Source organism: Curtobacterium flaccumfaciens, from assembly GCF_051548005.1.
Lineage (GTDB): Bacteria > Actinomycetota > Actinomycetes > Actinomycetales > Microbacteriaceae > Curtobacterium.
In genome coordinates this window covers 1-11,135 of record NZ_JBPUGH010000113.1, presented here as the reverse complement: position 1 = coordinate 11,135, position 11,135 = coordinate 1, and the positions used below count along the sequence as shown (strand labels likewise).

Below are 11,135 nucleotides of genomic sequence, written 5' to 3'. Positions count from 1 at the left end.
GCGCAGGGCCCCGCGGTCCGGCACCGGCACGTCGTCGTCCGGTTGCGCCGCCGGTCCGGCTGCGCGGCTCCGCGTCGTCGGCCGGGAGGCACGGGTCGGCCCCGCCGAGCGGCCCCCGTCGCCGTCGTGGTCACCACGATCGCGGCGCCGCTTGTGACTGGGTGCGTGGTCGATCGGGATCGGTTCGGCGTCGGCCCCGGACCACGCGTCCGGTACGGCGTCCGGGTCGGCGAGCGCGCCGTCGAGGTCCACGCCGTCGAAGCCGACGCTCTCGAGCGGCCGGACGAGCAACCCGGACCGGACGGCCGCGGCGGCGTGGGGGTCCATCATGGCTGCCTCGATGGTCGCTGCCACCTGGTCGAGGACGGCACGGGTGACCTCGTGTCCGGCTCCCCCGGCGAGCGCTGCGCCCCGGTCGGTCAGCCCGCGGACGAGCCGTGCGCGCTGCTTCCGGAGCGCGGCGATCTCGTCGGGGTCCGCACTCGCCTGGGCCTCGCGGAGCGCCGGACCGAGGTCGATCGCCTCGTCCAGCGCGTCGTCGTGCACGAGGAGGTCGACGACCCATGCGGCCGGGGCCGGCTTCCGGAGCCCGCCGATCCTCGTGGCGAGGGCGCGGTCGTCCTTCCGCGCGGCGCGCTGCCGTTCGGTCCGCGCGCGCACGAAGTCGCCGGGGGCCACGAGCAGCAGCTCCCCGGCGACCTCGCTGAACTCCATCAGCCCAGCATGCCCGCGTCCCCCCGGTGGGTCACCAGTCGTGGACGGTGCCGTCGGCGAGACGGTTGAACGGCAGGTAGGCCTGTTCGTACGGGTACTTGCCGGCCTCGTCGACGTCGAGCGAGACGCCGAGGCCCGGTTCGTCACCCGGGTGGAGGTAGCCGTCCGTGAAGGTGAACGTCTGCCGGAACACCTGGTTCGTCTTCGGTCCGTGCTGCATGTACTCCTGGATGCCGAAGTTGTGGATGGCGAGCCCGAGGTGCATCTGGGCGGCGAGACCGACCGGGGAGATGTCGGTCGGCCCGTGGAACCCGGACTTGATCTGGTACATCGCGGCGTAGTCCATCGTCTTCCGCAGCGGGGAGATGCCGCCCATGTGCGTGACGGCTCCGCGGACGTAGTCGATGAGCTGGTCGCGGATGATGTCCTTGAAGTCCCAGATCGTGTTGAAGACCTCACCGATCGCGAGGGGCGTCGTGGTGTGCTGCCGGACGAGCTTCAGGGCCTCCTGGTTCTCCGCCGGCGTGCAGTCCTCGAGCCAGAACAGGTCGTACGGCTCGAGGGACTTGCCGAGCTTCGCGGCCTGCAGCGGAGTCATCCGGTGGTGGCCGTCGTGCAGCAGCGGGAGCTCGGGGCCGAACTCGTTCCGGACGGCCTCGAACACGGTGGGCACGTGGCGGAGGTAGGCGCGGGTGTCCCAGTCCTCCATCGCCGGGTACGCGCCGCGCTGCGCCGGTTCGAAGTCGTACCGGACGCCCTCGTTGCCCTCGGTGGTCTTGTTCGAGGCGATGCCGTAGATGCTCTCCAGGCCGGGGACGCCGGTCTGGACGCGGATGGAGCGGTAGCCCTCGGCCTGGTGCTCACGGATGGAGTCGAAGAGCTCGGGGAGCTCCTTGCCGGACGCGTGGCCGTACGCCATGAGCCCGGTCCGGGACGCTCCACCGAGCAGCTGGTACACGGGCATGCCCGCGACCTTGCCCTTGATGTCCCAGAGCGCCATGTCGACGGCGGCGATCGCGGCCATCGTGACCGGGCCCCGGCGCCAGTACGAGGACCGGTAGAGGAACTGCCAGGCGTCCTCGATCCGGCTGGCGTCGCGTCCGACGAGCAGCGGGACGACGTGCTCGGACAGGTAGGTGGCGACGGCGAGCTCACGCCCGTTGAGCGTCGCGTCACCCAACCCGGTGACGCCGTCGGCGGTGGTGATCTTCAGCGTGACGAAGTTGCGGTTCGGGCTCGTCACGATGACCTCGGCCCGGTCGATGAGCTGCCCGCGATCGGCGGACGCCCAGGTGTCCGGACGCCCCGCGGTCGGGTCCGTCGCCGCACCGCTGTCGGTCGCGCCCGGCACCGGGGCCGCGGGGTTCGTGGTGGTGTCGGTCATGCGTGCGCTCCTTCTTCGGTGCGGGTCTCGGTCTCGTCCGTGGCGTCCTGCCGGGCCGAGCGGATGCGGTCGGCTGCCGCGGTGACGGCGGCGACCACGGGTGTGGTGTCGAGGTCCGGGGCGACGACGCGCAGCACGTCGTACACGTCCGAGTCTGGCCCGGGGGCTCCGGCGTCGTCCACGAGGTCGGGCTGCTCGGTGAGGTGCAGCCACCACGCGGCGAGGGCCGTGGCGGCTCCCGGACCGATGCCGGCGTCGGGGTCGCGCGCGAGTCGGTGCCGCAGCACGTCGACGACCCGGACGGGCAGCTTCTGGGACCCGCCGGACGCGATCTGGCGGAGGGTGTGCCGGATCCTCGGGTTCGCGAACCGTTCGACGAGCGCGACGCGTGCAGCGTCGACCTCGTCGTCGGGGAGCGGCAGCTCGGCGGCGGCCTCGTCCCAGAGCTGCTCGACGGCTGCGCGGCACCGGGGATCGTCCATCGCCTGCGCCACGGTCTCGTGCCCGAGCAGGAGTCCGAGGGACGCGAGCAGGGAGTGGGACCCGTTGAGCAGCCAGAGCTTCCGCTGCTCGTAGGGGGTGACGTCGTCGACGAGCCGGACGCCCGAGGTCTCCCAGGCAGGGCGGTCGATGCCGTCGAAGCGGTCCTCGAGCACCCACTCGGCGAAGGGCTCGGTGACCACGGGCACCCGGTCGTCCTCGAGCGCCCCCGGGAGCCCGGCGAGGTCGTCCACGTCGTCCGCGGTCGTGGCCGGGGTGATCCGGTCGACCATCGACGACGGGAACGCGACGTTCGACTCGATCCAGTCGCGCAGCCCCTCGTCGTCGGCGGCATCGACCACCGCCGAGCGCAGCACCTCGCCGTTGTGCGTCAGGTTGTCGAGCGAGACGAGGGCGAGCCGCCCGGCGCCGGCGGCACGCCGGGCGTCGAGCGCCGCGACCAACCGGGCCGGGACGTCGGAGCCGGACCGGTAGCCCTGCTCGGTGACCGTCAGCGTGACGACGGTGGTCTCCGGGGACGCGACCACGTGCCTCCAGGCGGTGTCGTCGCCGCCCGGGTGGGCCGCCACGATCGTGTCGACCACCTCGGCGGTGTCCCCGTCGGCGCCCCGGGTCACCAGGGTGTACCGGCACCCCTGCGCGGCGAGCGCCTCCGCGACCGCGGGTGAGCGCCCGGTGAAGGCGGTGATGCCCCAGCGCTCCCCCTCGACGTGCGCCGTGTACCAGGCGAGGTGTGCGCGTGCGAACGCGCCGACGCCGAGGTGGACGATGCCGGGGCGTCGGTCGGTCATGCCGCCACCGGCACGAGCGTCCGGAGGTACGCGAGGTTGTCGGCCGTCCGCTCCGCGAGCGGGAGGTCGGTGGAGAAGTCCTCGATCGTGACCCACCCGTCGTAGCCGTGCTGCCGCAGGGCGTCCAGGTACTCGGCGACCGAGGCCTGACCGTCACGCAGGGGTGCCCACTCGTTCTGCCAGACGCGGCTGCCGTCGGCCCGGGTGTCGCCGGTGTCGACCCAGCGGGCGTTCTTGACGTGGGCGTGCGCCAGGTAGGGGCCGAGGAGCTCGAACGCGGCGAGGTGGTCCTCCTGGCCCTCGATGACGAGGTTGCCGAGGTCGTGGATGACGCCGACGTGCTCCGGGTCGAGGCCGTCGACGAGCCGGAGGGCCGCCGACGCGGAGGGGGTGATCGTCATGTGGTGCAGCTCGACGAGCGCCTTGACGCCGAGCTCCGCAGCGCGGCCCGCTGCCCGTTCCAGGTCGACCCGTGTGCGGTCGAAGATCTGCGCGTACGTCTCGCCGGTGCGCTCGCGCTCCTGCCGGTAGTGCGGCATCGTGACGCGGACCTGGCGGGCGCCGAGTTCGGCGGTGACGCGGAGCATCGTCTCGACGCCGTCGTGGTCGGACACCTGCTGGTAGCCGCCGATGCCGGAGTACTCGAGGCCCGCGGAGTCGGTGATCCGGGCGATCTCGCCGACCCGATCTGCGATGCCGGTGAACTGCCACGTCGACTTGTTGCCGGCCCAGAACGACCGCCCGTCGGGGACCGTCTCGCCGGGAGCCGGGCGATCGTCGACGACGCGCCACTCGATGCCGTCCCAGCCCTGCTCGGCGAGGGTCTGCGCCGCCTCGGTGGGGGTCCAGTCCGGGGTGGAGGCGGTGAACACGGAGAACTTCACGAGACTGCTCCTTCTGTGTGGGCCCCGGCACCGACGACCGGCACCACGTCGTCGTACGTGCCCTCGATGACGTCGTCGATGCGGACCGGCTTGCCGAGCGTCGCGCTGACGTAGAGTCCGCGGACGGTCGCGAGGGACACGAGGGCGTCGTCGACCGTCACGCCGGGCTCCCGACCCTCGCGGATCGCCGCGACGATGTCGGTGTACTGCCGGGCGTGGCCAGCGGCGAAGTGGTCGGGTTCGGGCGGGCCGCCGACGACGTGCTCGGGCGGGACGACGTCGGACTTCTGGTCGACGGCGTCCGCGACCGCGGTGGCGTTCGCGGTGGTCGACGCGGACTCGAGCGTCGCGGAGTCGGGCGCGACGTGGAAGTAGGCGAGCCGGTCGTCGTCGACGATCGCCGACCCGTGCGTGCCGTACACGGCGTACCGGGCGGAGAGGCCCGGGTACGCGGCGGTCGTGCAGTGGATGACGCCGAGGGCGCCGTTCCGGAACCGGACCGTGGCGACCGCGGTGTCCTCGACCTCGATCCGGTCGTGCGCGAGGAGCCCGGTCTGCGCGGAGATCTCCTCGGGTCGGCCGAGCGCCCAGACGAGCAGGTCGACAGTGTGCACGCCCTGGTTCATCACCGCGCCGCCGCCGTCGAGGTCCCACGTGCCGCGCCAGTCGCCCGAGTCGTAGTACCCCTGCGACCGGTACCAGGCGACGCTCGCGACCCCGGAGGTCACCGTGCCGAACGAGCCGTCGTGCGCGGCGCCGGCGACCGCGACCGAGGCCGGGTCGAAGCGGTGCTGGCTGATCACGCTCGTCACCAGGCCGCGGTCGCGGGCAGCCGATGCGAGCGCCGCGATCTGCCGGGCTCGCGGCATGGTCGTGTCGAGCGGCTTCTCGATGACGACGTGCTTGCCTGCGGCGAGCGCCGCCTCGGCGAGGTGGACGTGCATGCCGGACGGCGAGCAGATCGCGACGACGTCGATGTCGGCCTGCGCGATCGCGTCCTCGATGGTCTCGGTGGTGATCGGCCGCGCGGCACCCATCGACTCGAGCTCGTCGGCGGCGCTCGTGGCCGCGGCGGGGATCGCGTCGACGAGGGCGACGACCTCGAGGTCCGGGTGCTGGACGGCGACCCGGGCGTGGTGGCGTCCGATGACGCCGGCGCCGACGACGGCGAGCTTCAGTGGGGTGGTCATCGCAGGGTGACTCCGATCTGGTCGGTGAGGGAGCGGAAGGCGCGGCCGGCGCGACCGAAGGCCGCGGGGCCGGAGAACCCGCCGAGGTGGGTGAAGTCGCTGAGGTGCGGTTCGAGGGAGGCGTACCCGGAGTAGCCGGCGTCGCGGAGGGCGGTCAGGGTCTGCAGGAGTTCGCCGTCGCCCTCCCCCGCGGGGACGACCGAGGAGTCGGCTGCGAGGGCGTCCTTGACCTGCAGGTAGTCGACGTAGGGCGCGAGCTGTGCCCAGCCGTCGGTGAACGGCTTGACGCCGCACTGCACGTAGTTCGCGTTGTCCCAGGCCAGGCGGAGCGCGGGAGACCCGACGCTCTCGACGATGTCGAGCACACGCGAGGGCACGTCGCCGTAGATGTCCTTCTCGTTCTCGTGGAGCAGCGTCACGCCTTCGCGCGAAGCCAGGTCGGCGAGCGCCCGCATCCGGACGAGGACGTCGTCGCGGACGTCCTCGGGTGCGCGGCCCTCGAAGTAGAACGAGAAGACCCGGATGTTCGTCGTGCCGAGGGCGTGCGCCGCGGCGATCGCACGGCCGAGCCGTCCGACCTCGTGCTCGACGGGCTCGTCGACCGGCACCTTGCCGATCGGCGAGGCGATGGCGGACACGCTCTGTCCGCGCTCCTCGAACAGGCGGTGGAGGCCGGCGAGCTGGTCCTCGTCGAGGTCGACGACGTTCACCCCCCAGGCGCTGCGGACCTCGATGGCACTGGCGCCGAGCGCCTGCAGCACCGCGACCTGGATCGCCGGATCGGCGTCGATCTCGTCGCCGAAACCGGAGAGTTCCCAACTGGGCTGGTCGGTCATGGTGTCCTTTCCTGTCGGACGGGAGGCGCGTGGCGGGGCCGCCACGGGCCTCCCGTCCGGTTCTGGGTTGCTGTCTACTTCACGGAGCCAGCGGTGAGACCGCCGACCAGGTAGCGCTGGAAGATGAGGTAGAGCGCGACGACCGGTACGGCACAGACGATCGAGGCGGCCATCATCTGGCCGTAGATCGGGACGGCGCCGCCCTCCTGCGTGGTGCCGAGCACCTGCAGCACCACCGCGACGGTGCGCGTGTTCGGGGTCGTCATGATCGTCGAGAACAGGACGTCGTTCCAGCCGAGCAGGAAGGCGAAGATCGCCGAGACGACGATGCCGGGCCACGAGAGCGGCAGGACGACACTGCGCAGGATCCGGCCGCTCGAGGCGCCGTCGATGCGCGCCGCTTCCTCGAGTTCCTTCGGCAGTCCGCGGAGGTAGGTCACCATCACCCACGTCGAGAACGGCAGGGCGAACGTCAGGTAGGTGACGAAGAGGCCCCAGCGTGTGCCGATGATCTGCACGCCGGTCGCGCTCGCGATGTTCGAGAACACCACGAACACGGGCAGGAGCAGGAGGGTGCCCGGGATCGACTGCAGGGCGAGGAGCCCGCGGAGGATCGTGAGGCGGCCGAGGAACCGGAAGCGGACGAGGACGTACGCGGTGGACACGGCGAGCGCGGCGCTCGCCACCGCGACGGCCCCGGCGGTGAGGATCGAGTTCACGAGCCCCTGGCCGAGCGCGACCGTCGACCAGATGTTCACGTAGTTCGCCAGCGTGAACTCGGAGGGGAAGTACTCGCCGCGGGCGACCGCGACGTCCGAGTTGACGGAGCCGAACAGGATGTAGAGCACCGGGACGGCGATGAACGCGACGATCACGGCGATGACGACCACGAGCAGCCAGCGCGGCAGGAGCCGGGTGACGTCGGTGTCGTAGGGCCGCTTCGCCGGTCGGCCGTTGCGGGCCGTGATGCTCTCGGTCAGCGTCGCGGTCGGACGGGTGCGGGGTCGGAAGGTGCTCTGGGTGCTCATGCGCGGGCTCCGTCGATGTCGGCGGCTGCGGCCGGGGTGGCTGCCGCGAGCGTGGTCGGGTCCGCTGCCGCGAGCGTGGCCCGGTCGGCGCGTCGCTGCTTGCGGGTGGGGCCCGCGTCGTCGCCGGTGTCGAGCTTCACGGCCCGGAGGTAGACGAACAGCGGGATGGCGACGATCACGAGCGAGCAGATCGCCATCGCCGCGGACAGGCCGAAGCGGAACGACTGGAAGCTCGCGATGTACGTCAGGACGGGCATCACCTCGACGCTCGACGGCAGCGGGATGCCGAACAGGACGAACGGGAGGGTGAAGTTGTTGATGTTGTGCAGGATCGAGATGATCACCGCCAGCGAGAGCGGGCCGCGGAGGTACGGGAAGATGATGTACCGCAGCTTCGCCCACCAGGTCACGCCGTCGAGCGCCGCGGCCTCGTGCACCTCGTTGTCGACGGCCTGCAGGCCGGCGAGGGAGAGCAGGTAGACGAAGGGCCAGCTCGTCCACACCATGACGCCGGCGAGCGCCCAGTACGACGCGGAGCCGTTCAGCCAGAGCACGTCGGTGTGCAGGACCGAGTTCACGACGCCCTGCGGCTGGAGCATGGTCCGGAAGAACGTGCCGACGACGAACGCGGGGAGCACGTAGGGGATGAGGTAGACCGACCGGACGAGTCCGCGGCCCGGGAACCGGTTCTGCGTGGAGATCGCCGCGGCGACCCCGATCGGCACCGTGACGGCGGTGACGAGCACGGACAGCGACACCGAGATCCAGATCGAGTGCAGGAGCGGCGACGCGGTGAAGGCCTCGGCGAAGTTCGCGAACCCGATGAACGGGGCGCTGAACCACTGCCGCAGCGTGTACTGGTCGAGGTCGAGCATCGCGATGTACACGCCGACGAGGAGCGGCACCACGATGACGGCGAGCATGAGGACGCCGCCGGGGAGGAGCATCCACAGGGGGCGCTCCCTCTTGTAGAGAGGCGTCTTTCCCACGGGGCGGACGGGTCGCCTCGATCCCGGGTCGGTGCGGGGCCGGGTCTCCGTGGCGGTCATCACAGCCCTCCGTTCTTCTGGCGGTTCAGGGTGGACTGGGCGTCCCGCTGCGCGGCCTCGAGGCGCGACCGGAGTTGCTCGTCGCTCACCTCGCCGCTCTTGAGCTGCGGGATGGACTGCACGACGACGTCGACGAGGGCGAGTTGGATGTCCGACCACGCCCCGGTGAAGGCGGTGGGCTTCGAGAGCTTCCCGGCCTGGATGATCGGTGCGAGCTGCGGGTTGTCCTCCGCGAGCTGTGCTGCCGCGTCGGCGTTGGTGGGCAGGTTGCCGAACAGCTTGTAGTACTCGAGCTGCGCCTTCGGCGTGCTGAGCTGCTTGATGAAGTCGAACGACAGGTCCTGCTTCGTGCCGTAGTCCGCGACGACCCAGTTGTCGCCGGACAGGATGCTCGCCGCCTCGATGCCGTCGCTCGGACGGGACGTCGCACCCGGTGGGACGGTCGGCAGCAGGGCGAACTCGTACTTGCCGTCGACCTTCGTGTCCTTGAACGAGTTGATCGCGGTGGTGGTCGTCATCGGGAAGAACGCGGCCTTGCCGTCGGTGAACTGCGCGAGGGCCTGTGCGTTGTTCCACCCGATGGCGGCCTTGTCGACGACGCCGTCCTCGGTGACCCAGTCGAAGTAGGTGCGGTACGCGTTCTCGACGGCCTTCGCGTCGATCTCGGCCTTGCCGTCCTTCGACACGATCGTGTTGCCGGCGTTCTGCGCCATGCCCCAGACGAACTTCCACGGGTCGAAGCCGTCGGCGTAGGCGATCGCCATGCCGTGCACGTCCCCCTCGGTCGTCTTCTTCGCGTCTTCCGTCAGCTGGTCCCACGTGGTCGGCATCTCGGTGATGCCGGCCTTCGCGAGCAGGTCCTTGTTCACGGCCATGACGAAGGGACGGCTGGCGAGCGGGATGCCGATCTGCTTCGACGAGCTCGGACCGGAGATGCCGAACGACGCCGGGTCGAACTGGTCCTTGCCGCCGACGGCGTCCCACTCCTTCTCGCCCATCTCGACGAAGGCGCCGGTGGCGTACGCGGTCGGGGTGAACGTGGTGCCGATCGCGTAGACGTCGGGGCCCTGCCCGGAGATGACGCTCGTCTGGATGGCGGTGAGTTCCTCCTGTGCCGAGGAGTAGGTCTCCCACTGCACCTTCGCTCCGGTGGTGCGCTGGAACTCGGCGGCGACGTCCTGCTGCCACTGCTTGCGTTCCTTGGGGTAGGTCGTGTCCGCGCCCATCATGACGCGGAGCGTGTTCGGGTCGTCGCCGCTGCCGTTGACGATCGCGCAGCCCTGCAGCGACAGTGCTGCGAGCGCGACGACGGCGGCGGCTCCGACCACGGAGCGGGCCTTCAGTCTTCGTGTCCTCATGCGGGGGCTTCCTCCTCGAGACCTCCGTGGGCTGCGCTCGACGACCGACCGTCGGCAGCGCTGCCCGGGTGCGACCACTGTCCCGCCGGTGGCAACATCCGGCAACCGGTTGCCACTTGTTGCCACGTCCGCCTAGCTTCGGCAGCGTGAGCAGTGCAGACACGGCCCCCGTCGGGGGTGCGGACGTCGGTCGTCGGGTGACGATCCGGGACATCGCCGACGCCACCGGGGTGGCACCGTCGACCGTCTCCCGCGCGCTGTCGCTGCCGGACCGTGTGAACCACGTCACGCAGCAGCGCATCCGGCAGGCCGCCCGGGAGCTCGGCTACGTCGCCAACTCGCAGGCCCGGGCACTGACGTCCGGTCGAACCCGGGCGGTCGCCGTCCTCGTGTCGGACATCACGAACCCGTTCTACTTCGACGTCATCCGCGGGACGCAGCACCAGCTGTCGGCCGCCGGGTGGACGCAGCTGCTCGTCGACACCGAGGAGTCCGCGGACGCCGAGCTCGCCGCGCTGACCGCGATCGCCGCCAAGGCCGACGGAGCGGTCCTCACTGCCTCCCGACTGTCCGACGCGCAGATCGCCCGGTTCGCCGAGCGCACCCCCCTCGTCGTGGTGAACCGTCGCCCGGCCGGCGTCCCCTCCGTCCTCATCGACACCCCGGGCGGTGTCGAACAGGCCGTGCAGCACCTCGTGAGCCTCGGGCACCGGGACGTCCTCTACGTCGCGGGCCCGGACAGCTCGTGGTCGAACGAGCGTCGGTGGCGGGCGCTCGTGCGGGTCGGGAAACGGCTCGGCGTGCGGGTCGCCCGGATCGGACCGCACGCACCGTTCGTCGACTCGGGTGCCGCGGCCGCCGACGCCGCGGTCAACGCCGGGGCCACGGCGTGCATCGCCTTCAACGACCTCATCGCGATCGGCATGCTCTCGCGGCTCCGCGAGCGCGGCGTCCGCGTCCCGGAGGACATGTCGATCGTGGGGTGCGACGACATCTTCGGCGCCGACTTCTGCAACCCGCCGCTGACCACGATGACGTCGCCGATCGAACGGGCGGGGCGCGTCGCGATCCGCATGCTCCTCGCCCGGCTCGGCGCCGCCCCGGCCCCGGGCTCGCCGTCCGCGGAGGACCTGCCGGACGGGCACGCCGCCGGCGCCGTCGCACTGCCGACGCACCTGACCGTCCGCGGGTCGACCGGTCCCGCACCCGACCCGTCCCGCCGTCCGACCCGCCGTCCGTCCTGAAGGAGTCGACGATGACCCAGACCACGACCACGCAGACCACGAGCACGCAGACCACGACCACGCAGGCCGTGCCGCCGCCGGCGCCGCGGACCCTCGCACCCCAGCCGCTCGCACCGCACGACGACCGGCTGTTCCCCGCAGACCCGGCAGCGCGGG

General features: G+C 71.5%; 9 protein-coding genes and 1 pseudogene. 1 reads left to right on the top strand and 9 read right to left on the bottom strand.

Features of this window, described 5'->3' with window-relative positions; all coding sequences use genetic code 11:
- The 9 genes and pseudogenes from ACSW7Y_RS12825 to ACSW7Y_RS12785 all read right to left on the bottom strand — a co-directional run.
- A pseudogene (locus tag ACSW7Y_RS12825) lies at positions 1-714 on the bottom strand (hypothetical protein); the annotation flags it as partial.
- Positions 715-745: 31 nt separating this feature from the next.
- The gene (gene manD, locus ACSW7Y_RS12820; RefSeq protein WP_438126660.1) at positions 746-2,098 is read right to left on the bottom strand and encodes a D-mannonate dehydratase ManD; all 1,353 of its coding nucleotides are present in this window, start codon (positions 2,096-2,098) and stop codon (positions 746-748) included.
- On the bottom strand, positions 2,095-3,390 hold the full coding sequence (locus ACSW7Y_RS12815) for a mannitol dehydrogenase family protein (RefSeq protein WP_438126659.1): 1,296 nt from the start codon (positions 3,388-3,390) through the stop codon (positions 2,095-2,097). The genes manD and ACSW7Y_RS12815 overlap by 4 nt, the downstream gene beginning before the upstream one ends.
- The gene (locus ACSW7Y_RS12810) at positions 3,387-4,274 is read right to left on the bottom strand and encodes a sugar phosphate isomerase/epimerase family protein (RefSeq protein WP_438126658.1); all 888 of its coding nucleotides are present in this window, start codon (positions 4,272-4,274) and stop codon (positions 3,387-3,389) included. The genes ACSW7Y_RS12815 and ACSW7Y_RS12810 overlap by 4 nt, the downstream gene beginning before the upstream one ends.
- Positions 4,271-5,464 (bottom strand): Gfo/Idh/MocA family protein, encoded by a 1,194-nt coding sequence (locus tag ACSW7Y_RS12805; RefSeq protein ID WP_438126657.1) that lies wholly within the window; start codon positions 5,462-5,464, stop codon positions 4,271-4,273. The genes ACSW7Y_RS12810 and ACSW7Y_RS12805 overlap by 4 nt, the downstream gene beginning before the upstream one ends.
- Positions 5,461-6,300 carry a sugar phosphate isomerase/epimerase family protein gene (locus tag ACSW7Y_RS12800; protein ID WP_438126656.1) on the bottom strand — a complete coding sequence of 280 codons (840 nt, stop codon included), beginning with the start codon at positions 6,298-6,300 and terminating at the stop codon, positions 5,461-5,463. Before ACSW7Y_RS12800 ends, ACSW7Y_RS12805 begins: the two co-directional genes overlap by 4 nt.
- A 74-nt stretch (positions 6,301-6,374) precedes the next feature.
- Positions 6,375-7,328, bottom strand: coding sequence for a carbohydrate ABC transporter permease (locus tag ACSW7Y_RS12795; RefSeq protein ID WP_438126655.1), 954 nt, complete (start codon positions 7,326-7,328; stop codon positions 6,375-6,377).
- Complete coding sequence (locus tag ACSW7Y_RS12790; protein ID WP_438126654.1) at positions 7,325-8,377, bottom strand: carbohydrate ABC transporter permease; 1,053 nt, start codon at positions 8,375-8,377, stop codon at positions 7,325-7,327. Before ACSW7Y_RS12790 ends, ACSW7Y_RS12795 begins: the two co-directional genes overlap by 4 nt.
- Positions 8,377-9,735, bottom strand: a complete 1,359-nt coding sequence (locus ACSW7Y_RS12785; RefSeq protein WP_438126653.1) for an ABC transporter substrate-binding protein — start codon at positions 9,733-9,735, stop codon at positions 8,377-8,379. The genes ACSW7Y_RS12790 and ACSW7Y_RS12785 overlap by 1 nt, the downstream gene beginning before the upstream one ends.
- 146 nt (positions 9,736-9,881) lie before the next feature.
- On the opposite strand from ACSW7Y_RS12785, the gene ACSW7Y_RS12780 reads away from it, so the two are divergent.
- Positions 9,882-10,979: a LacI family DNA-binding transcriptional regulator gene (locus ACSW7Y_RS12780; protein WP_438126652.1), complete on the top strand. Its 1,098-nt coding sequence runs from the start codon at positions 9,882-9,884 to the stop codon at positions 10,977-10,979.
- Positions 10,980-11,135 lie beyond the last annotated feature (156 nt).

Excerpts from the sequence above, each read along its gene's own strand:
- ACSW7Y_RS12785 (WP_438126653.1), bottom strand. The coding sequence starts at position 9,735 with ATGAGGACACGAAGACTGAAGGCCCGCTCCGTGGTCGGAGCCGCCGCC.
- ACSW7Y_RS12795 (WP_438126655.1), bottom strand. The coding sequence starts at position 7,328 with ATGAGCACCCAGAGCACCTTCCGACCCCGCACCCGTCCGACCGCGACG.
- ACSW7Y_RS12805 (WP_438126657.1), bottom strand. The coding sequence starts at position 5,464 with ATGACCACCCCACTGAAGCTCGCCGTCGTCGGCGCCGGCGTCATCGGA.
- manD (WP_438126660.1), bottom strand. The coding sequence starts at position 2,098 with ATGACCGACACCACCACGAACCCCGCGGCCCCGGTGCCGGGCGCGACC.
- ACSW7Y_RS12815 (WP_438126659.1), bottom strand. The coding sequence starts at position 3,390 with ATGACCGACCGACGCCCCGGCATCGTCCACCTCGGCGTCGGCGCGTTC.
- ACSW7Y_RS12790 (WP_438126654.1), bottom strand. The coding sequence starts at position 8,377 with ATGACCGCCACGGAGACCCGGCCCCGCACCGACCCGGGATCGAGGCGA.
- ACSW7Y_RS12800 (WP_438126656.1), bottom strand. The coding sequence starts at position 6,300 with ATGACCGACCAGCCCAGTTGGGAACTCTCCGGTTTCGGCGACGAGATC.